The sequence below is a fragment of the Streptomyces sp. NPDC039609 genome (assembly GCF_055596705.1).
Map to the genome: position 1 here is coordinate 509913 of NZ_JBVIUJ010000001.1, position 21492 is coordinate 531404.

General features: G+C 71.2%; 19 protein-coding genes and 1 riboswitch. Of the genes, 4 read left to right on the forward strand and 15 right to left on the reverse strand.

Annotated features, from left to right (window positions below; translation table 11 throughout):
* Positions 1–11: 11 nt before the first annotated feature.
* Positions 12–764, reverse strand: a complete 753-nt coding sequence (locus ACZ561_RS02285) for a GntR family transcriptional regulator (protein WP_470988541.1) — start codon at positions 762–764, stop codon at positions 12–14.
* A gap of 235 nt (positions 765–999) precedes the next feature.
* On the opposite strand from ACZ561_RS02285, the gene ACZ561_RS02290 reads away from it, so the two are divergent.
* Positions 1000–2340, forward strand: coding sequence for a DUF2252 domain-containing protein (locus ACZ561_RS02290; protein ID WP_470988544.1), 1341 nt, complete (start codon positions 1000–1002; stop codon positions 2338–2340).
* An 87-nt stretch (positions 2341–2427) separates the two neighbouring features.
* On the opposite strand, the gene ACZ561_RS02295 is transcribed toward ACZ561_RS02290, so the two are convergent.
* Together ACZ561_RS02295 and ACZ561_RS02300 are read right to left on the reverse strand one after the other, a co-directional pair.
* Entirely contained in the window at positions 2428–3816 is a 1389-nt protein-coding gene (locus tag ACZ561_RS02295; protein WP_470988547.1) for an FAD-dependent oxidoreductase, read from the reverse strand.
* A gap of 27 nt (positions 3817–3843) precedes the next feature.
* Entirely contained in the window at positions 3844–4218 is a 375-nt protein-coding gene (locus ACZ561_RS02300) for an ArsR/SmtB family transcription factor (protein WP_470988550.1), read from the reverse strand.
* 106 nt (positions 4219–4324) lie between these two features.
* On the opposite strand from ACZ561_RS02300, the gene ACZ561_RS02305 reads away from it, so the two are divergent.
* The 3 genes from ACZ561_RS02305 (at position 4325) to ACZ561_RS02315 (ending at position 8260) form a co-directional block, all read left to right on the forward strand.
* Positions 4325–6217: a heavy metal translocating P-type ATPase gene (locus ACZ561_RS02305; protein ID WP_470988553.1), complete on the forward strand. Its 1893-nt coding sequence runs from the start codon at positions 4325–4327 to the stop codon at positions 6215–6217.
* 439 nt (positions 6218–6656) lie between these two features.
* On the forward strand, positions 6657–7751 hold the full coding sequence (locus ACZ561_RS02310) for a baeRF3 domain-containing protein (protein ID WP_470988555.1): 1095 nt from the start codon (positions 6657–6659) through the stop codon (positions 7749–7751).
* A 14-nt stretch (positions 7752–7765) separates the two neighbouring features.
* Complete coding sequence (locus ACZ561_RS02315) at positions 7766–8260, forward strand: DUF1269 domain-containing protein (RefSeq protein ID WP_470988558.1); 495 nt, start codon at positions 7766–7768, stop codon at positions 8258–8260.
* Between the two features lie 111 nt (positions 8261–8371).
* Here the strand turns inward: ACZ561_RS02315 and ACZ561_RS02320 are convergent, their stop codons facing one another.
* From ACZ561_RS02320 to ACZ561_RS02375, 12 genes are all read right to left on the reverse strand, one after another.
* The gene (locus ACZ561_RS02320) at positions 8372–8905 is read right to left on the reverse strand and encodes a PadR family transcriptional regulator (RefSeq protein WP_470988561.1); all 534 of its coding nucleotides are present in this window, start codon (positions 8903–8905) and stop codon (positions 8372–8374) included.
* Between the two features lie 32 nt (positions 8906–8937).
* Entirely contained in the window at positions 8938–10956 is a 2019-nt protein-coding gene (locus ACZ561_RS02325) for an oxidoreductase (protein WP_470988564.1), read from the reverse strand.
* Positions 10957–11254: 298 nt separating this feature from the next.
* Positions 11255–12103, reverse strand: coding sequence for an ATP-binding cassette domain-containing protein (locus tag ACZ561_RS02330; protein WP_470988566.1), 849 nt, complete (start codon positions 12101–12103; stop codon positions 11255–11257).
* Positions 12100–12849 carry a cobalt ECF transporter T component CbiQ gene (gene cbiQ, locus ACZ561_RS02335; protein WP_470988569.1) on the reverse strand — a complete coding sequence of 250 codons (750 nt, stop codon included), beginning with the start codon at positions 12847–12849 and terminating at the stop codon, positions 12100–12102. Before cbiQ ends, ACZ561_RS02330 begins: the two co-directional genes overlap by 4 nt.
* 6 nt (positions 12850–12855) lie before the next feature.
* The gene (locus ACZ561_RS02340) at positions 12856–13197 is read right to left on the reverse strand and encodes an energy-coupling factor ABC transporter substrate-binding protein (RefSeq protein WP_470988572.1); all 342 of its coding nucleotides are present in this window, start codon (positions 13195–13197) and stop codon (positions 12856–12858) included.
* A complete protein-coding gene (locus ACZ561_RS02345) occupies positions 13197–13895 on the reverse strand; it encodes an energy-coupling factor ABC transporter permease (protein ID WP_376431959.1) in 699 nt (232 codons plus the stop codon). The genes ACZ561_RS02340 and ACZ561_RS02345 overlap by 1 nt, the downstream gene beginning before the upstream one ends.
* A gap of 29 nt (positions 13896–13924) precedes the next feature.
* Positions 13925–14120: riboswitch (cobalamin riboswitch) on the reverse strand.
* Between the two features lie 74 nt (positions 14121–14194).
* A complete protein-coding gene (locus ACZ561_RS02350) occupies positions 14195–14599 on the reverse strand; it encodes a PTS-dependent dihydroxyacetone kinase phosphotransferase subunit DhaM (protein WP_470988574.1) in 405 nt (134 codons plus the stop codon).
* Positions 14596–15219, reverse strand: a complete 624-nt coding sequence (gene dhaL, locus ACZ561_RS02355) for a dihydroxyacetone kinase subunit DhaL (protein WP_470988577.1) — start codon at positions 15217–15219, stop codon at positions 14596–14598. The genes ACZ561_RS02350 and dhaL overlap by 4 nt, the downstream gene beginning before the upstream one ends.
* Positions 15216–16208 (reverse strand): dihydroxyacetone kinase subunit DhaK, encoded by a 993-nt coding sequence (gene dhaK, locus ACZ561_RS02360; protein ID WP_470988580.1) that lies wholly within the window; start codon positions 16206–16208, stop codon positions 15216–15218. The genes dhaL and dhaK overlap by 4 nt, the downstream gene beginning before the upstream one ends.
* A gap of 136 nt (positions 16209–16344) precedes the next feature.
* Positions 16345–17214, reverse strand: coding sequence for a xanthine dehydrogenase accessory protein XdhC (gene xdhC, locus ACZ561_RS02365; RefSeq protein ID WP_470990023.1), 870 nt, complete (start codon positions 17212–17214; stop codon positions 16345–16347).
* Position 17215: 1 nt separating this feature from the next.
* Positions 17216–19621, reverse strand: a complete 2406-nt coding sequence (gene xdhB / locus ACZ561_RS02370; RefSeq protein WP_470988583.1) for a xanthine dehydrogenase molybdopterin binding subunit — start codon at positions 19619–19621, stop codon at positions 17216–17218.
* Positions 19618–21081 carry a xanthine dehydrogenase small subunit gene (locus ACZ561_RS02375; protein ID WP_470988586.1) on the reverse strand — a complete coding sequence of 488 codons (1464 nt, stop codon included), beginning with the start codon at positions 21079–21081 and terminating at the stop codon, positions 19618–19620. The genes xdhB and ACZ561_RS02375 overlap by 4 nt, the downstream gene beginning before the upstream one ends.
* Positions 21082–21492: the final 411 nt, after the last annotated feature.

Sequence of the window (21492 nt, forward strand, 5' to 3'; positions counted from 1 at the left end):
CGGACGGATCGTCAGCCACTGAACTCGTAGGTCCACGCCGCCCCGTGCGCCGCGAAGTCGATGTCCGTGATCTCCAGCGCGTGACCGTGCTGGTCGCACACCACCCGGTGGACGACCAGCCGGGCCGTGCCGTCCCCGACGCCCGTGGCGGAGGCCGGTGGCACCGCGATCGACTCCCGGCGGGTGAGCCGGAGTCCGGCCTGGTGCATCCAGTGGTAGAGCAGCCGCAGATCGGGCTGGGACAGGGCGCTGCCCACCCGTCGATAGCGGGCGAGCTGCGGTACCTCGGCGACCGCCGGCCTGGAGAACCAGGACACCGAACGCTGCAGCGGAGTGCCGCCGGGGGAGAGGACCACATGGCGGTGGACGAGGGTGGGTTCGCCGGGGGCGAGGGTGAGCCGCCCGGCCGTCGAGGCCGGCGGCGCCTCCCAGGAGAGCGAGGCGCGGACCAGGGCGTCGGCTGCCTCCGTCCCGCCGGGAAAGGTCTGCCGATGTGCCGTCAGGGCCGGTACGTGCGACCTGTGTTGGGTTCCTGCGGCGAATGTGCCGCGGCGGTCGGTGACGACGAGCCGTTCCGCGCGTAGCAGTTGGAGCGCGCTGCGGACGGTCTGCCGGTTGACGTGGTAGCGATGCGCGAGGGAGCGCTCGGACGGGAGCCGGCTGCCGGGGGAGATCTGACGTTCGGCGAGGTCGCTCCGCAGTGCGGCGGCGACGCGAAGGTAGAGCGGGACCACCGCCGCCTGCTCGGGTTCGGGCTCAGTCATGTTCCAAGCCTCTCTTTGCTCAGCGTGACTGCTCGGGTGCCTGGCCGTCACGACTGCTCACCGTGACGGTCCGGACCGCGTGGGTGATCAATTTCTACCATTGGTCTAAACCATCAAGGAAGAGGGGTTGGGAGGAGTGGCCGAAATCGGGACCGCCCCGGGGTGCGCGCGGCGCCGTCTGACCTTGTAATGAGTGACGACCGGTAAGCGCGGTGGAAGAGGCGGGTGAGGCCGGATGACGACACCGGCGGAGCGGGCCCAGGCCGGCAGAGCGGCCCGCAAGAGCGTGCCACGGTCCTCGCACGGCCGGTGGATCCCGTCCTCGCAGCGCCCTGACCCGCTGGCCGTGCTGGAGCGGCAGGCCGTCGACCGCGTACCCGAGCTGATCCCCATCCGGTACGGGCGGATGGTCGTCTCACCCTTCGCCTTCCTGCGCGGCGCCGCCGCGGTCATGGCCGCCGACCTCGCCGCCCAGCGTCACACCGGCCTCACCGTCCAGCTCTGCGGGGACGCCCATCTGCTCAACTTCGGCGTCTACGCCTCACCCGAACGGACGCTTCTCTTCGACGTCAACGACTTCGACGAGACCCTGCCCGGTCCGTTCGAATGGGATGTGAAGCGGCTCGCCGCCAGTGTGGTCGTGGCAGCCCTCCAGAACGGCACCACCAAGGCCAAAGCCCACCGGGCCGCGCTCGTCGCCACCGAGTCGTACCGTACCGCCATGGCACGCCTCGCGGAACTCGGAGAGCTCCCCGTCTGGTACGAGCGGATCGACGCCGACGAACTGACTGCACTCGTACGTCCCGACCGGCGTGCGCGCCTCGAGAACCGCCTCGCCCGTGCCCGCCGCCGTACCAGCCTCCAGGCACTCGCCAAACTCACCGAGGAGGACGCGAGCGGTGGTCGCCGCATCGTCGACGATCCACCACTCCTCGAACGCGTCACGGACGTGGACCGCGTCACCCTCGGCAAGATCTTCAGCGACTACCGCAGTTCCCTCCCCGAGGAGCGCCGACTGCTCCTGGACCGGTTCCACTACGTGGAGGCGGCGCGCAAGGTCGTCGGCGTCGGCAGCGTAGGAACCCGCTGCTTCGTCCTGCTGCTCCAAGGCCGCGACGACGGCGACCCGTTGATCCTCCAGATCAAGGAGGCCGGCCGCTCGGTCCTCGAGCCGTACCTGTCGCCGAGCGCTTACACGCATCAGGGACAGCGCGTCGTCTGCGGACAGCGCCTCACACAGGCCGCCAGCGACATCTTCCTCGGCTGGATGACCGGACCCGAGAAACGCCACTTCTACTGGCGTCAGTTGCGCGACATGAAGGGCTCGGCCGAGGTGGAGACCATGTCCCCTGCGATGCTCCGCGCGTACGCGGGCCTCTGCGGCCGCGCCCTGGCCCGCGCCCACGCCCGCTCCGGCGACCGTATCGCCATAGCCGCCTACCTCGGCTCGTCGGACGTCTTCGACCGGTCGATAGCCGACTTCGCGATCCGGTACGCGGGCCAGAACGCCGACGACTACGCGGCGCTGAGTGCCGCGATCGCCGCCGGAGTGATCACGGCGGCGCCGGGGATCTGACGACCCTCGCGCCGCCGCCGTCGGACCCCGGAGCGGCCGCCGGTGTTCCGATCGTCGCCGTCGCCCCGGACACCGCCGTCGTACGCCCTACGCCTCGCGTCGCATCGGCGGCTCTGCAGGGGTCCGTGGCACCGGGCCGAAGAGCACCGCGCGGGCCACGGCCGGGGCGAACAGCGTCGTCATCGGAGCCGTCAGGGTCAGTACGGAGCGGAACGCGGCGCCCACGACCGGATCCCCGCCGTACCGCTGCTGCAGTCGGCTCAGGTACCAGCCGACCGGCTTGTCCACCGCGCGCGCGGTGATCGCGTTGCCGGTGGCGCCCGGCATGTTCTTGTCCGCGCCGGCCGAGATGTCCCAGGCCTGCTTCGAGGAGTCGAGGAGTGCCCTCTGGACGGTACGGGTGGTCGGCGTCTTCCTGGGGTCGGCCAGCGCCCCGCGCAGGGCGACCGCGTTCAGGGCCGCGACGGTCATGCCCTGTCCGTAGATCGGGTTGAAGGCGCACAGCGCGTCGCCGGTGGCGAGGAAGCCGGCCGGTCGGCGGCCCGGACGGTCGTACCGGCGACGGATGTTGGCGGTCTGCCGGAAGCCGTGGACCGGGGACTCGGGCGTGGCCTTCGCCAGCCACTCGCTCAGGATGGGGTGGGGGAGCTTCGCGGCGAACGCCTCGAACCCGTCGTCGTCCGTCGGGGGCCGGTCGTCCCGGAGCCCGGACAGGGTGACCAGATGGAGCCCGTCCCCGATCGGCAGCATCACGCCGCCGTACACCTGTTCAGGGTTCGGCACGACGTTGAAGCCCAGCGCGTCCATGTCCAGGTCCGCGCCGGCTCGGTACATCCGGGTCGCGTAGGACAGGCCGGTGTCGATCGTCTCCTCGTGCGGGGCTTCCGCCCCGATGGCGGCAAGCCAGTCCGAGGCGTGCGTGCCACGGCCCGACGCGTCGACCACGAGATCGGCTTCGAGGGAGCGGCTCTCCCCCGGGTTGCCCGTTCCGCGCTCGCGCAGCTGGACGCCGCGCACCCGCGACGCGTCGCCGATCAGACCGATGGTCTCGGTGCCCTGCACCGTCTCGACCCGAGGGTCGGCGAGGACCCGACGGCGCACCAGCCACTCCAGTTGGGCACGCGGTCCGGTGTAGAGGTGGGTGGTGGCAGGGTGGCGGCTGAACCAACGCCCGTTCTGCCACTGAACCATGTCCTCCGGCATTCCCACGCGGGGAGCGCCGAGTTCTCGCAGTTCTCCGGTGAATCCGGGGAGCAGTTCGTCGAGCGCCTGCTGCCCGGCGTCGAGAAGCACATGGACGTGCCGGGACTGCGGCACACCCGGCCGGGCGTCCGGTCCCTCGGGGAAGCGGTCGCGCTCGACGACCGTCACCCTCTCCGCGTGCTCGCTGAGCACCCGCGCCGCCAGCAGGCCCGCGAGACTTCCCCCGATGACCACCGCGTGCCGTGTCCCGCGGTGCCCCAACTCGTCGGCCATCCCCGCCCCTTCCCCGATGTGGATCTCCTACTGAGCAGTATCCACGGTCTCGCGGGGCACGTCGCGTGCGCCGAGACGAAGGTGCTCGATGTGGTACACGGCCTCGTCGAGGAGTTGGGCGACATGGTTGTCGTAAAGGCTGTACTCGATCCGGCGGCCCTGCCGGACCCCGGTCACCAGGCCCAACGCGCGGAGCAGGCGCAGCTGGTGGGAGACGGCGGACTGCTCCATGTCGACGGCGTCGGCGAGTTCGGTCACTCCGCACGGGCCCTGGCGCAGCTTGGTGAGAATCATCAGCCGTGAGGGCGTCGCGAGTGCCTGGAGGGTGGCGGCGATGGTGGCCGCGGACTCCGCGTCCAGGTGGGTTGCCGGGGTTGTCTCGCCGTTCACGCCGTGTCCCATGCGCTCATCGTAGCGGCGGCGATAAACTGACGAATGAAGACCTCTTCATGTATTCCGCTATGGTGTTGGCCTCCGCCCCGACGTCCGATCGAAGAGGTGCCCAGCCATGGCTTCTCCGGTGCTCGATGCCCGGACCACCGCCCCTGCGGACAAGGTCCCGCCGGCCTCCCGCCGCACGCGTGCGTCCGCACTGCCCGAGGTCCGCTGGGCCGCGCTGTCCGCCCTCGCCTTCCTGCTCGCCCTGCCGCTGGACCTGACCGGCGCCCCCGCCTGGGCCTGGGGGCCGCTCTACGCGGTCAGCTACGCCGCCGGAGGCTGGGAGCCCGGCTGGGCGGGGCTCCAGGCACTGCGGGAGAAGTCCCTCGACGTCGACCTGCTCATGGTGGTCGCCGCGATCGGCGCAGCGGCGATCGGCCAGTACCTCGACGGCGGCCTCCTCATCGTCATCTTCGCCGTCTCCGGCGCCCTGGAGGCGCTCGCCACCCGTCGCACCGCCGACTCCGTACGTGGCCTGCTCGACCTCGCGCCCGCGAAGGCGGTACGGCTGACGGCCGGGGCCGAGGAGCCGGTGGACGTGGCCGACCTGCGGATCGGCGACACCGTTCTCGTACGGCCGGGGGAGCGGCTGCCCGCCGACGGCAGGGTGCTCGACGGCGCGAGCGACGTCGACCAGGCGACCATCACCGGGGAGTCGCTGCCCGCGGCCAAGTCGCCCGGTGACGAGGTCTTCGCCGGCACCCTCAACGGAACCGGAGCCCTGCGCGTACGGGTGGACAAGGACGCGGCCGACTCCGTCATCGCCCGGATCGTCGCCCTCGTCGAGGAGGCCAGCGCCACCAAGGCGCCCACCCAGCTCTTCATCGAGAAGATCGAGCAGCGCTACTCCGTCGGCGTCGTCGTCGCCACCCTGGCGCTCTTCACGATCCCGCTCGCGTTGGGTGCCGACGTCACAAGTGCGCTGCTCCGCGCCATGACCTTCATGATCGTGGCCTCGCCCTGCGCGGTCGTCCTCGCCACCATGCCGCCTCTGCTCTCCGCGATCGCCACCGCCGGCCGCCATGGCGTCCTGGTCAAATCGGCCGTCGTGATGGAACGCCTGGGCGCGGTCGACCGGGTCGCGCTCGACAAGACCGGCACCCTGACCGAGGGCACGCCCCGGGTGACGCGCGTCGAGGGGGACCCGGAAGCGCTCGCCCTCGCTGCCGCGGCCGAGCTGCCCAGCGAACACCCCCTGGCCCGCGCGGTGGTCGCCGCGGCACGCGCCCGCGGCCTGGCGGTCCCCGAGGCGAGCGACTTCGTCTCGGTACCCGGTGAGGGCGTACGGGCCGTGGTCGAGGGCCGCGAGGTACGTGTCCGGCGCGCGGACGGCGACCATGCCGACACCACCGTCGAGGTCGTCGTCGACGGCACCCGGGTCGCCGTCCTCGAACTCGCCGACAGGCTCCGCGACGGCGCCCCCGAGGCGGTGGCCGCCCTGACCCGCCTCACCGGCACCACCCCCACCCTCCTGACCGGCGACAACGCGGGGGCGGCGGGCCGGGTCGCCGAGCAGACAGGGATCACCGACGTGCGGGCGGCACTGCTGCCGCAGGACAAGGTCGAGGCGGTACGGGCGTGGGAGCGGGCCGGTTCGAAGGTCCTGGTGGTCGGCGACGGCGTCAACGACGCGCCCGCCCTCGCCGCCGCCCACAGCGGCATCGCCATGGGCCGGGTGGGCTCCGACCTGGCTCTGGAGACCGCCGACGCGGTCGTCGTACGCGACGAGCTCGCGACGGTCCCCGCGGTCCTGGCCCTCTCGCGCCGCGCCCGCCGAATGGTGGTCCAGAACCTGGTGATCGCGGGCACCTGCATCGGCGCCCTGGTGATCTGGGACCTGTTCGGCCACCTCCCGCTGCCGCTCGGCGTGGCAGGCCACGAGGGCTCCACGGTCCTGGTGGGACTCAACGGCCTGCGACTGCTGCGCGACGCGGCCTGGCGAAAGGCGGCGACCGGGGAGTGACGGCCGGTGGCGCGGGCACACCGCCGGTGCGCGGGTCGGAGCGAGCCGGGCGGTCGCCCAGGCCGACCCGCCGTCACGCGGCTCGGAGTGAGCCCACGCGAGGGCGCGGGCCCAACCGCCCGATCACCCGGGTTCGAGGGATCGGTCGGAGCGAGCGCAGGCCGACCCCGTCGCTGGGCCCGCGCGCACCCGTTCGCCGCGTCCGGCGACGCCGAGGCGCCGGGAAACGCGGTCGGGAAGGGGAGAGCGGGGCCCCTGATGAGGCGCTCCGCTCGCGGACGACCGCGCTCCGGGCGACGATGGCCCTACGGAGGAGTCCTCGACGTCTCCGCGGCCCAGGCGCGCACCGAAGTGCGGCCGGCCGACCAGCCGGCGGCCTCCGGTACCCGCCGTGACCTGCCACGGCTTCGCGCCCAAGCACTCCGAAAGGTCGGCTCCCATGCAACCCGCGCTCAGCACCGACGTGCTTGCGAAACTGCGTCAGCCCCGTCCCTATCCGGCCGTGTCGCTGCTCATGCCGACACACCGTCGAGAGCCGGACAACACCCAGGACCCCGTCCGTCTCCGCAACCTCCTGGCCCAGGCCGGGGAGCTGCTTCAGGCGGACCCGGCGGTGACCCGCGAGCGGCGTACCGACGTGCTGAGCCAGCTGGAGCAGGCCCTTGCGGAGGTCGATCTCGTCCATGCCGAGGACGGTCTTGTGATCTACGCGGCGCCCGGAGAGCACCAGGTCTGGTCCGTGGCCCGCTCCGTGCCCGAGCGCGTCGTGATCGCCGACACCTTCCTCACCCGCAACCTCGTCGCCGCGCAGGCGGCCGAGCAGCCCTTCTGGGCGCTCGCCGTGGCCGCCGACCGGGTCTCGCTGTGGAACGGCGACGCCGAGCACGTCACCGAACACACCGAGGACGGCTTTCCGCTGACGCGGAGCCTGGAGGACCCGGACGCGGAGCGCAAGGAGCGCATCGGCGACATGCCGAGCACCTTCCGTGACGAGCAGACCCGCCAGTTCATGCGCCAGGCGCACGAGGCGCTGCGCAGGGTGCTCAGCTCCTCCCCCCGCCCGCTGTACGTGCTCGGTGAGGCCGCGGCGGTGTCCCTCCTGGAGGAGATCGGTCCGCTGGGCAAGGACACGACGATCGTCCAGCGCGGCGGGCTGGCCGCCGGTCCGGCCGCCCAGGTGTGGCAGGCGCTCGAGCCCCTGCGTACGGACAAGGCGGCGGCGGAGAAGGCCGCGGTCGTCTCCGAGCTGGACGCGGCACAGGGCCGACGCGAGTTCGCCGGCGGTCTCGACGAGGCCTGGAAGGCCGCGAAGGAGGGCCGTATCCGTCTGCTGGCCGTGGAGGAGCACTTCCAGGCGATCGTCCGCGACTACGGCGACCACCTGGAACCGGCCGAGGCGGCCGACCTCGACTCGCGGGACGACATCGTGGACGAGATCGTCGAGCAGGCCCTGCAGACAGGGGCGGAAGTGCGCTTCGTACCCGACGACACGCTGACCGGCGCGGGCCGGATCGCCGGCGTCCTGCGCTACTGACCACGGAGGAACAGATGTCAGATCTCATCGTCATCGGCTACGAAGAGCGCTCGGTCGCGAACAAGGCCTTCAAGACGGTTCAGGAGCTGGAGAAGGCCCACGTGGTCGACCTCGGCGGACTCGCGGTCGTCTCCGTGGACCTGGAGGGCGAGATCCATGTCGACACGCCCAAGAAGAGCGAGAAGACGGCCGTCTCGGCCACGGCGGGTGCGCTCTGGGGCCTGGTCTTCGGAATCGTCGTGCTCACTCCCGGGCTCGGCGTGGTGGGTGCCGCCATCGGAGGACTGATCGGCAAGCTGAGTCAGATGGGCATCGACAAGGGCTTCCGGGAGAAGGTCCAGTCCCTTCTCGAGCCCGGTTCCTCCGCCGTGGTGATCATGGCGTCGAAGATGAACGAGGAGAAGTTCGCCGCCGCCATGCAGGGTTACGGCGGAACGGTCCTCAAGACCTCGCTCGCGGAGGAGGACGAGAAGGAGCTCGTGGACCAGCTGGCCGGCGACGCCGGGTAGGAGGACGAGAAGGAGCTCGTGGACCAGCTGGCCGGCGACGCCGGGTAGGAGGACGAGGCGCGGGCCGACGACCAGGAGCGGAGGTCGGCACGTCGGCTCGTCGAGCGCGCCTCAGCGCTCCAGCTCCGCCAGCGCGTGCGTCAGCCACTCCACCCAGAACCGCTCCAGATCGATCCCGCCCCGCAGCACCAGATGGCGCAGCCGGTCCGGCTCGCTCTCCCGGCGCGCGGGCGGAAAGTCCCGCCCCTCGATCGCCAGGTACTCCTCCAACTGGCTCCGGTGCAGGTCGAGATGGCGGCTCAGCTCCTCCCGCATGCCGGGCGCCCCGACGACCGCCGCGGCCCGCATCCGCAGCAGCAGCGCCGCCCGCATCGGCTTGGGGTCCTCGCTCCGCGCCACCCACTCGGTCAGCTCCTCGCGGCCCGCGGGCAGGACCTCGTACTCCTTCTTCTGCCCACGCGCCGGCACCGGGGCGGGCAGGGCACGGATGTGCCCCGCCTGCTCCAGCTTGCCCAGCTCGCGATAGATCTGCTGATGCGTGGCCGACCAGAAGTAGCCGATCGACTTGTCGAAGCGACGCGTCAGCTCGAGGCCGGAGGACGGCTTCTCGAGCAGCGCGGTCAGGATCGCGTGCGGGAGGGACATGGACGCATCCTAGAAGCGGCCGGCCACGGTGATCACAGGGTGGCCGCCAGTCGCGTGCCCTGGTCGATCGCGCGCTTGGCGTCCAGCTCGGCGGCCACGTCGGCGCCGCCGATGAGGTGCGCGGTGCGGCCCGCGGCGATCAGCTCCTCGTACAGCCCCCGGCGCGGCTCCTGGCCCGTGCACAGGACGATCGTGTCGACCGGAACGGTCTGCGGCTCGCCGTCGATCGTGAGGTGCAGCCCCTCGTCGTCGATCCGCTCGTACGAAGCGCCCGCGACCATCGTGACGCCCCGGTGCTTCATCTCGGCGCGGTGGATCCAGCCGGTGGTCTTGCCGAGTCCGGCGCCGACCTTGGTGGTCTTGCGCTGGAGCAGGTGGACCTGGCGCGGCGGCTTCGGCCGCTCGGGGGCGCGCAGTCCGCCCCGCGTCTCGTACGAGGTGTCGACACCCCACTGGCGGAAGTAGGTCTCGGGGTCCTGGCTCGCACCCTCGCCGCCGTCGGTGAGGAACTCGGCGACGTCGAAGCCGATGCCGCCCGCCCCGATGATCGCGACGCGCTCGCCGACCGGCGCGCCGTCCCGCAGTACGTCGAGGTAGCTGACGACGCTGGGGTGGTCGACGCCCTCGATCGCCGGGGTGCGCGGGGTGACTCCGGTGGCGACGACCACCTCGTCGTAGCCGTCGAGGTCGCCTGCCGCGACGGGGGTGTTGAGCCGGACCTCGACCCCCCGCTCGTCGAGCTGGGTGCGGAAGTAGCGCAGCGTCTCGTCGAACTCCTCCTTGCCCGGCACGCGCTTGGCGATGTTCAGCTGTCCGCCGATCTCGGCCGCCGCGTCGAACAGGGTGACGGAGTGGCCGCGTTCGGCGGCGGAGACGGAGAAGGCGAGTCCGGCCGGGCCCGCGCCGACGACCGCGATCCGCTTGGCGAGACGGGTGGGAGAGAGGACGAGCTCGGTCTCGTGGCAGGCGCGGGGGTTCACCAGGCAGGAGGTGATCTTCAGGCTGAACGTGTGGTCCAGGCACGCCTGGTTGCAGCCGATGCAGGTGTTGATGGTGTCGGCGCGGTCCGCGGCGGCCTTGGCGACGAACTCCGGGTCGGCCAGGAAGGGACGGGCCATGGAGACGATGTCGGCGCGGCCCTCGGCGAGGATCTGCTCGGCCACCTCGGGGGTGTTGATGCGGTTGCTGGTGACGAGGGGGATGCTCACCGCGCCCATCAGCTTCTTGGTCACCCAGGTGTACGCGCCACGGGGCACCGAGGTCGCGATGGTGGGGATGCGGGCCTCGTGCCAGCCGATCCCGGTGTTGATGATGGTGGCGCCCGCGGCCTCGATCTCCTTGGCGAGGGCGACGACCTCCTCCAGGGTGGAACCGCCCGGCACCAGGTCGAGCATCGAGAGCCGGTAGATGACGATGAAGTCCTCGCCGACCCGCTCACGGATGCGCCGGACGATCTCCAGCGGGAAGCGGACCCGGTTCTCGTAGCTGCCGCCCCAGCGGTCGGTGCGGTGGTTGGTGGCGGCCGCGATGAACTCGTTGATCAGGTAGCCCTCGGAGCCCATGACCTCGACGCCGTCGTACCCGGCGGCCTTGGCCAGCTCGGCGCAGCGGGCGTAGTCCTCGACGGTCTGCTCGACCTCGGCGTCGGTGAGCTCGTTGGGGACGAAGGGGCTGATCGGCGCCTGGATCGCGCTGGGTGCGACGAGTGCGGGGTGGTAGGCGTACCGGCCGAAGTGCAGGATCTGCATCGCGATGCGCCCGCCCTCGGTGTGCACGGCCTCGGTGATGAGCTTGTGCTCGCCGACCTCGTCCTCGGTGCTGAGCTTGGCGCCGCCGTCCCAGGGGCGCCCGGCCTCGTTCGGGGCGATGCCGCCGGTCACGATCAGGCCGACGCCCCCGCGGGCGCGCTCGGCGTAGAACGCGGCCATCCGCTCGAAGCCGTTCTCGGTCTCCTCGAGGCCGACGTGCATGGAACCCATGAGCACCCGGTTCGGCAGGGTCGTGAACCCGAGGTCGAGCGGGCTCAGCAGGTGCGGGTACGGGGTGGTCATGGGGGCGCCTCCTCGCGCAGTGTCGTCGTGACTGTTGTAGACGACCCGAGGGGCGTTGTGCAACAAGTTGCATAAGCAGGGGAGGGTGATCTGCGCGACGTTGCACACCACGGCCCCCTGGCGGGGATCCGCCAGGGGGCCGTCGTGGTGCTTCGAGCGCCTCAGGTGCTCAGATGCGTGAGGCGCCCCGGGCGCGCGGCTGCTTCCGGCGCCTCGGGCACCTGTGGGGGAGCGGTCGCGGCGACCAGCTGCCTCTGGTGCCTTATATGCATAAGACGCCTCGTGCGCCTCGTGCGCCTCACGCGCCTCGCGGTGCCGTGACCCAGATGTCCAGGTCCTCCGCCGTGCGCGGACCCTCCGCGTCCGCGCCGAGCAGGCCGTGCGCGCGCAGCAGTCGCGTCACCGCCATGCCCCAGGGCCGACGCAGGCGCGCCGCGTCGAGGAGCTCGTCGTCGGCGAGCAGCTCCTCGATCGGGCCCGTCCGCAGCCCCTCGGGCGAGAGCACAGCGGCCTCGTCCGCCCAGCGCAGCGCCAGATCGACATCGTGCGTGGCCATGACCACCGTCGTACCGGAGTCCCGCAGCCGCCCGAGCACCTCGAGGAGTCGCTCCTGCCCGTGCGGGTCGAGCCCGGCCGTCGGCTCGTCCATGATGAGGACGCGCGGCCGCATCGCCACGGCGCCCGCGATCGCCGCCCGCTTCCGCTGCCCGTACGACAACAGATGGGTCGGGCGGTCCTCCAGGGCCACGATGTCCAGCGCCTCCAGCGCCTCGCGGACCCGGAGCCGTACCTCCTCCTCCGGAAGCCCCAGATTCATCGGCCCGAACGACACGTCCTGGCCGACCGAGGCCGCGAAGAGCTGGTCGTCCGGGTCCTGGACCACCAGCTGCACGGTCGTCCGCAGCCGGGTCAGCCCCTTCCGGTCGTACGACACCTCCTCGCCGTCCAGCCGCAGTGCTCCGTTGCTGCTGCGCAGCCCCCCGCTCAGCAGCCGCAGCAGCGTCGTCTTGCCGCCGCCGTTGCGGCCGAGGAGAGCCATCGCCCGGCCCTCCGGCACGGCGAAGTCGATGCCGTCGAGGACGACCGGCCCGTCCTCGTAGGCGAACGTGGCCTTCACCAGTTCCACGACAGGAGGTGCTGGGCTCACGGCAGGGACCTTTCCAGTACGAGAGTGAGCGTGACGAGACCGGCCAGGAGGCCGGCCGTCGACGCGAGGAAGCGGGTCGACACCGCCGCCTGGGGCACCAGGACCCGCAAGGTCCCGTCGTACCCCCGCCCGGCGAGCCCCGTCTGAAGGCGCTGCGCCCGGTCGAAGGCGCGCACGAACGCGGTCGCACCGAGCCCCGCGAGGGAGCGCCACGTCGCCGCCCGCGTGGTGAGCCCGAGCCGCGCCGCCTGCGCCTGCCGGATCTTGGATATGGCGTCCAGGAGCAGGAAGCTGATCCGGTACATCACGAGCGCCACGTCCACCACGGGAGCCGGCACCCCGGCCCGTACGAGACGCGGCAGCACGTCCGAGACGGGCGTGGTGAACGCGAACAGCAGCACGCCCAGGGACGCGGCCGAGGTACGCAACAGCAACTCGCCCGCGTGCACCGGTCCGTCCGGCGCGAGGGCGACGAGCCCCCGTGCACCACCGACCTCGAACAGGAGCGGGATCGCGCCCGTCACACAGAACCCCAGCGGGATCCGGAACGCCCGCCACAGCTGGCGCCCCGGCACCCCGGCAGGACCGAGGAGCACGGTGAGCGTGGCCGCCGCGACGAGCACGGCGCCCGGCCAGGGCGGCAGACAGACCGCGCAGAGCGTCAGACCGAACCCGAGCACCGCTTTCTCGCAGGGGTGACGGCGGCGCCAGCGACTGCTGTGCGCCGCCGCGTCGATCGGCAGCATCGGCGCCTACTCGTCGCCGGACGCCGACCGCAGCGCCTTCGCCTCGGCACGGGCCTCACCCTGCTTGCGGCCCCTGTGCACGCCGAAGTAGTACGCCAGCACGCCGGCGCCGAGCGCCGCCTGGAGCGAGAACAGCGCCGACTCGACCTCGCCGGACGGCGGCTCGTACAGCGGGCTGAACCACGGCTCGTAGTCGGGAGCGATCTCCGTGATCGCCGTCTCCGCCTCGGCGTCGGCCCCGGTGAACGGCTCCTCCTTGTGGTCGCCGAGCCCGAGCACCAGCGGGAACACCGCCAGAGCCGCGACGACGAGCAGCAGCAGGGTGTTGATCTTCGCGTTCCGGCTCATCAGGCGCTCGCCTCCGCGTTCTCGTTCTTCTTCCGGGACGGGAGCAGGACGCCGAGGCGGGTCAGGTCCCCCTTGCTGGACTGCGTGAGCAGCCGCATCACGAGCACCGTGAGCAGCCCCTCGCTGACGGCGAGCGGGAGCTGGGTCACGGCGAAGATCCCCCCGAACTTGGCCAGCGCGCCGAGCACACCGCTGCCCGGGTCCGGGAAGGCCAGCGCGAGCTGCACGCTGGTGACGCAGTAGGTGGAGATGTCGGCGACGAACGCGCCGAAGAACACGCTCACCATCAGCGGCACGTTGGACCGGCGCAGCAGCCAGTACGTACCGAAGCCGGCCCATGGGCCGACGATGGCCATCGAGAAGACGTTGGCACCGAGCGTCGTGAGCCCGCCGTGGGCGAGCAGCAACGCCTGGAAGAGCAGCGTGATCGTGCCCAGGACCGCCATCACGGGCGGCCGGAACAGGATCGCGCCGAGCCCCGTACCGGTGGGGTGCGAGCAACTGCCCGTCACCGACGGAATCTTGAGCGCGGACAGGACGAATGTGAACGCACCGGACGCACCGAGCAGCAGGGTGGACTCGGGGTTGGCCTTGACCTCACGGGTCAGCGCGCGAACACCGTGGACAACGAAGGGAGCGGACGCGACGCCCCAGGCGGCCGCGTGCACAGGGGGCAGATACCCCTCGGCTATATGCATGGTTGGGAGACCCTCTCCAGCACCTCGTGGATGGACAACGCACCTTGGCCGGTCTCCTGGCTGACGGGTCATGCCGCCGCGACTCCGCCTTCCCAAACCGCCGCGGTCTCCCGCGGTGGTCCAGTGGCTTCCCCGGAGGGATGGAGCCGGACTTCCCGATCACAGTGGCGAGGGCCGCACCGGTACCGCACCGGTTTCCCGTACACCAAGGCGCTGTGACAGTAGTGGGTTGACCAGGTACATCACAACACGGAGGCCCTTCCGGACGGTGTGTGACAGATCTCGCGCGCGCCCCCCTCTCACTCCTTTCGATACGTGTAGGCCTCCGAGGCCGCGGCCACCACGGCGTCCAGATCCCCGCCCGCGCTCGCCGTGACGAGGGCGGCGACGGCGCCCTCGACGAACGGGGCGTCCACGAGCCGTGCCCCCTCCGGCAGCTCGTCCTCCTCGGCGAGGAGCGCTTTGACCGTGAGCACGGCGCTGCCGAGATCGACGAGCAGCGCCACACCGGCACCCCGGTCGACCTCCTGCGCCGCCCCGACGATCAGCTGGGAGCTGGTGCCGAGGCCGCCGTCCGGTCTGCCGCCCGCGGGGGCGATCGGCGCGGTCGCTCCGCCGCCCGCGAGACCCTGGGCCAGTGCGACGACGGCGTCGGCCACCTCCGCGCTGTGCGAGACGAGGACGATTCCGACCTGCGCGGTCACTCGGCCGCCGCCTCGGCGAGGGCGGCGATCAGCAGCGCGGACGAGGTGGCCCCGGGGTCCTGGTGCCCGATGGAGCGCTCGCCCAGATAGCTCGCCCTGCCCTTGCGCGCCTGGAGGGGTACGGTCGCGAGGGCGCCCCGCTCGGCCGCGTCCAGGGCGGCCGCGAAGGACTCGCCGAGCCCCTCGGTTGCCGGAACGAGGGCGTCCAGCATCGTCTTGTCACCGACCTGCGCACCGCCGAGCTGGGCGACCGCAGCGACTCCCGCGGTGAGCGCCACCGCCAGCTCCTGTCGCGTCACCGCCGCAGCCTCGCCGAGACTCTTGCCCGTCCGGCGCAGCAGCGTCCCGTACAGCGGCCCGGACGCGCCGCCGACGGTGGAGATCAACTGGCGCCCGGCAGCGGCGAGTACGGCGCCCGGCGTCGTGGGCGGATCCTTCTCCAGCGCATCCGTCACGGCGCCGAACCCCCGCTTCAGATTGGCCCCGTGGTCGGCGTCGCCGATCGCCGAGTCGAGCTCGGTGAGGCGATCGGCCTCGCGTTCGACGGCGGCCGCGGCGATGGTCAGCCAGCGCAGGAAGAACGCGGCGTCGAACTCGTCGACTTCGGACACTCCGCTCACCGGCCCCAGCGCAGGGCGGGCGTCTGCACGGGCGCGTCCCACAGTCGCAGTATCTCTTCGTCGGCCTCGCACAAAGTCACCGAACAGCCGGCCATGTCGAGGGAGGTGACGTAGTTCCCGACCAGGGTGCGGGCGACCGGCACCGCACGTTCGGTCAGGACTCGTTGAACCTCGGCGTTGAAGCCGTACAGTTCGAGCAACGGGGTGGCGCCCATGCCGTTCACCAGGGCGAGGACCGGCCCGGACGGCCGCAGATCGTCCAGCACGGCATCGACGGCGAAGTCCGCGATCTCCCGCGAGGTCATCATCGACCGCCGCTCACGCCCGGGCTCGCCATGGATCCCGATGCCCAACTCCAGCTCACCGGTGGGCAGATCAAAGGTGGGACTGCCCTTGGCGGGCGTGGTGCAGGCGCTCAGCGCGACACCGAAGCTCCGCGACCGCTCGTTCACCCGCCGCGCGATCGCCTCCACCCGCTCCAGCGGCGCGCCCTCCTCGGCCGCGGCCCCGGCGATCTTCTCCACGAACAAGGTGGCCCCGGTCCCGCGCCGCCCGGCCGTGTACAGACTGTCCGTCACCGCCACGTCGTCGTTGACGAGAACCTTGGCGATCTGGATCCCCTCGTCCTCGGCGAGCTCGGCCGCCATCTCGAAGTTGAGGACGTCCCCGGTGTAGTTCTTGACGACGAACAGGACCCCGGCCCCGCTGTCGACCGCGGCGGCGGCCCGCACCATCTGATCGGGCACGGGCGACGTGAAGATCTCCCCGGGGCAAGCGGCCGCCAACATCCCGGGCCCCACGAACCCCCCGTGCAACGGCTCATGCCCGGACCCACCTCCGGACACGAGCCCCACCTTGCCGTCCACGGGCGCGTCCCGCCGCAGCACGACGCGATGCTCGACATCGACGGTGAGCTCGGGATGCGCGGCGGCCATCCCCCGCAGCGCATCGGTGACCACGGTCTCGGGAACGTTGATCAGCATCTTCACGGGCATCTCCTGGCAGCGCTGGCAGGTGTGGTGCGACCTCCAGCAGTATCTGCCGTGCGTGTCCCCGATCACAGACCCCCACCGTCCGGTGCGTCGCCGCCGCTTCCAGCGCGGCGCGACACCAAGGGCCGCCAGATCAGGTCGCCATCCGGCTGTTCGCGGGTTCCCGCACAGTGGCGACTGCGGTCGGCCCGTTCCGGTGGCCGTCCTGTTCGAAGGTGCGGAGCAGGTCCGCCGCGACGCTCACCGCGATCGTGGCCGGTTCCTTGCCGGTGATCCCGGCGATTCCGATCGGGGTCTTGATCCGGTCGATGGTGGCGGCGTCGTGGCCGCCCTCGGTGGACAGGCGTTGCCGGAACCGCGCCCATTTGGCGGCCGAGCCTATGAGCCCGATCGAGCCCAGTCCGGGGGTGCGCAGTGCGGCGTCGCACAGTGCGGCGTCCTCGGCGTGATCGTGGGTCATGATCAGAGCGTGGGTGCCGGGAGGCAGCTCCGTGAGCACCTCCTCCGGAAGCAGCGGAATGTGGTGCACGTGGATCTGGGCCACAGCGTCCGCGAGCACCCCGAGCCGTTCGTCGGTGAGTACGTCGGGGCGGGTGTCGATCAGGTGCAGATCGAGGTCGTGGCGGGCCAGGATGCGTGCCAGCTCCAGCCCCACGTGCCCGACACCGAAGATCGCCACCGCTTGGACCACCGGCAGCGGTTCGAGCAGGACGCTGACGACACCGCCGCAGCATTGCACGCCGTGCCGGCTGGTGACCTTGTCGTTGAGGGCGAACTCGATCAGCTCCGACTCCGGATCGGGCGAGCCGATCAGCTCGCGGGCCCGATCGATCGCGACGGCCTCGATGTTGCCGCCGCCGATCGAGCCCCAGGTCTCCGTCCGTCCCACGACGAGCTTGGCGCCGGCCCTGCGGGGTGCATGGCCGCGCACGGTCGCGACGGTCACGAGCACGCCGGCTTCCCGGCGGGCTCGCAACCGCGCGACCGCGGTGACCCACGTCATGTCAGGCATGGCTCAGAGCGCTCGTGTCCGTGGGGATCGCCCCGGCCCCGGGAGCGTGATCGTCACGCCGCACGGCGCTCCCGCGGGCCGCTTCGACGGCCCAGTACACCGCCTCCGGTGTCGCGGGAGAGGCGAGTTCCACGCTGACTCCGGCGGGCCCGAACGCCGCCGCGGCCTGCCGCAGAGCTTCCCGCACCGAGAACGCCAGCATCAGCGGAGGCTCACCCACGGCCTTGGACCCGTAGACCGCGCCCTCCTCGGTCGCGTTCTCCAGCAGCCGCACGTTGAACTCCTCGGGCATCTCCGAGAAGCTCGGCAGCTTGTACGTACTCGCGGCCTGGGTCAGCAGCCGGCCGCGGTTCGGCCCGTCACCGGTGTCCCAGCGCAGGTCCTCGAGCGTCAGCCACCCCGCGCCCTGCACGAAACCGCCCTCGACCTGGCCGATGTCGATCATCGGAGACAGGCTGTCGCCGACATCGTGGACGATGTCCACGCGCCGGATGCGGTACGCGCCGGTGAAGCCGTCCACCTCCACCTCTGTCGCGGCGGCACCGTAGGAGAAGTACTTGAACGGCGAGCCCCTGAACGTCTTCACGTCCCAGTGCAGGCCCTCGGTCCGGTAGAAACCGGCCGCCGACAGCTGAACTCGCTGGAAGTACGCGGTCCGCACCAGGTCGTCCCAGGCCAGCTCCTTGTCGCTGCCCAGGACGCGCGCGACGCCCTCGACGATGCGCACGTCCGAGGCGTTCGCCCCCAGCTGCGTGCCGGCCACCTGCAGCAGTCGCCCGCGCAACTGCTCGCAGGCGTTCTTCACCGCCGCACCGTTGAGATCCGCACCCGAGCTGGCGGCGGTGGCCGAGGTGTTGGGCACCTTGTCGGTCCGCGTCGGGGCCAGCCGTACCTTGTGTGACGGGATACCCAGGGTGGTCGCGGCCACCTGCAGCATCTTGGTGTGCAGGCCCTGCCCCATCTCGGTGCCGCCGTGGTTGATCAGGACGGAGCCGTCCTTGTAGATCAGCACGAGTGCGCCGCCCTGGTTGAAGGCGGTGAGGTTGAACGAGATTCCGAACTTGATACCGGTGACGGCCAGCGCCCGCTTGGTGTTCGGGTGCGTGGCGTTGAAGGCCGCGATGTCGCGCCGGCGATCGGCGATGCCGGCGTCGTCCCGAACCTGATTCCAGATGATGGAGATCCGTTCCGGATGAGTGACCGGCTGTCCGTACGGCGTCGTCTGCCCCTGCCCCTGCCGGTAGAAGTTGCGCTCCCGCAGATCCATGGGGTCCAGGCCGAGCAGTGGCGCGCACCGGCCCAGGATGTCCTCGATCACCAGCATGCCCTGCGGTCCGCCGAAGCCGCGGAAGGCGGTGTTGGAGACCTTGTTGGTCCTGGCGATGCGTCCGGTGACGCGCGCGTGGGGAATCCAGTAGGTGTTGTCGATGTGGCACAGCGCGCGGGCCACCACCGGCTCGGACAGGTCCAGACTCCAGCCGCCGTCCGCGGTCAGGGTGGCGTCCAGCGCCTGGATGCGGCCTTCGGCGTCGAAGCCGATCCTCCACGCGGCGTGGAACCCATGACGCTTGCCGGACATGGTCAGGTCCTGGGTCCGGTTGAGCCGCACCCGAACCGGGCGGCCGGTCAGTGTGGCGCCGAGCGCGGCGACGGCGGCGAACCCGTGCGGCTGCATCTCCTTGCCGCCGAAACCGCCGCCCATCCGCAGACACTGCACGGTCACCTCGTGGCTGTGCAGGCCCAGCACGTGCGCGACGATCTCCTGGGTCTCCGAAGGATGCTGGGTGCTGCTCTGGACGAACACCTGCCCGCTCTCGTCGACGAGCGCCAGCGCCGCGTGCGTCTCCAGATAGAAGTGTTCCTGATCGGAGAACTGGAACTCGCCGGTGAACACGTGCGCGGAGTCGCCGAAGCCGGCGTCGACGTCGCCCGTCACCATCATGGGCCGGGCGCCGTGGAAACTGTCGGCCGCGATCGCGTCCTGCAACGTGATCACAGAGGGCAGTTCCTCGAGTTCGACCTCGACCGCCGCCGCGCCGATCCGGGCCGCCTCCAGCGTCTCGGCGAGTACCCAGGCGACCGCGTGGCCGTGGAACATGACCTCGTCGGGGAACAGCGGTTCGTCGTGCTTCATACCGGCGTCGTTGACGCCGGGCACATCGGCACCGGTCAGTACGCGGACCACACCGGGCACGGCGAGCGCGGGCTCGGTGCGCAGCGCCGTGATCCTGCCGTGGGCCCTCATCACCTGGACCGGGTGGGCGTGCAGCACGTCCTTGGTCCGGTGGACCAGGTCGTCGGTGTAGAGCGCGGTTCCGGTGACGTGCAGGTTGGCGCTCTCGTGGGGCATCGAGACGCCGACGACGGGCCGTGCGGGACGCTCGGACAAATGGCTCATGACGAGACCGCCTCGGTGGTGTGCGCGTACAGCTTCAACAGGCTCTGGCCGAGCATCGCGGAGCGGTAGGCGGCGCTGGCGCGGTGATCGTTCATGGGTGTGCCCTGGGCCTGCAGCACCCCGGCCGCCGCCTCGGCGGTCTCCGCCGTCCACGGCTTGCCCTCGAGGGCCGTCTCGGTGGCGAGGGCGCGGATCGGAGTGGCGGCCACGCCGCCCAGACCGATGCGCGCCTTGCGGACGATCCCGTCCTCGATGTCGAGCGCGAAAGCGACCGCCACGCTGGAGATGTCGTCGAAGCGCCGCTTGGCAATCTTGTGGAAGGCCGACACCGGCGACAGCTGCAGCGGGATGCGCACCGCCCGGATCAGCTCCCCGGGCCGGCGCACGCTCTGCCGGTAGCCGGTGAAGTACTCCGCGAGCGGGACTTCGCGCTCACCGTCGGCGTCGGCGAGCAGCACCGACGCCTCGAGCGCCAGCAGCACCGGCGGGCTGTCACCGATGGGGGAGCCGGTACCCAGATTGCCGCCGAGGGTCGCGCTGTTGCGGATGAGCCGGGACGCGAACTGCGGGAACAGCTCTGCCAGCAGCGGGATCCTGCCGTCGAGGCGTCGTTCGATCTCGGTGAGCGTCAGCGCCGCCCCGATCACGATGTGGTCCGATTCGACGCGAAGTTCCCGCATTTCGGGCAGGCGATCGACGGCGACCACGCAACTGGCCCGCCGGGCGCGGATGTTCACCTCCACGCCCCAGTCGGTGCTTCCGGCGACCACCACCGCGTCGGTCCGCTCGCGCAGCAGCCACAGCGCTTCGGGCAGGGTGCCCGGCCGCAGGAACGCGCTGTCGCCCTGGGTGTACGCGGTGGCCACCGGCTCGGGCGGGGACTGTTCGCGGCGCTGCGCCAGGGCGTCGTCCTGGGTGGGCGTACCGACGGCGAACGCGGCATCGCGGATCGGGCGGTATCCGGTGCAGCGGCACAGGTTCCCGCTCAGCGCGTGCAGATCGAAACCGTTCGGGCCGTGCTCGGAGTCGGCGCCCTCGGCCGGGTCGGCGTGCGCGCAGCGGTCGGGTCGGTAGTACTCGGCGGCCATGCTGCAGATGAATCCCGGCGTGCAGTAACCGCATTGGGATCCACCGCGGACGGCCATCTCCTCCTGCACGGGGTGCAGCGTGGGTGGTTTGCCGGGTTCCCCGGCGGTGGCGAGACCTTCGGAGGTGATGACCTCCTGACCGTCGAGCGCCGCGGCCGGGACCAGGCAGGCGTTGACCGCCACCCAGTCGGTGGGCTTGTTCACCCCAGGTCGGGCCACCAGGACCGAACAGGCACCGCATTCACCCTCGGCACAGCCCTCCTTGGTGCCGGTGAGGCCACGCTCGCGCAGGAAATCCAGCACCGTGGTGTGGGGTGCAGCCGGTGAGAGTGGAGTTTCTTCCCCATTGACCGTGATCCGCGCCGCTACCATGGCACATCCTCATTTCGGTGTGCGGTCGATCCAATTGCCCAAGTCGCCATTTCGGAAGCCTTCTGTATTCGGTGGCGCAGCTCAAGAACCCGGCGCGTGGCGGCACGCAACGACGTGCCGAAGCCGGTGACAGAGATCGGAAGATGCCGGGGCCGCAAACGGGCACGCCGGTGAAGGGGCTGCTCAGCAGCCGTGTGCTACACGACCCGGAGTCCAGGCGGTCTCGTGAGCGAGGCGATGTGCTTCGGAGATGGTCGACATCCGAATGCGCCTCCTTCCATGAACTCACGAACCGGTGCGCTCGAAAATACGTCGCAGCAGGTCCACCGGTCAAGCCTTGGTGCGGAGAGTGCGGAGAGTGCGGAGAGTGCGGAGAGTGCGGAGAGTGCGGAGAGTGCGGAGAGTGCGGAG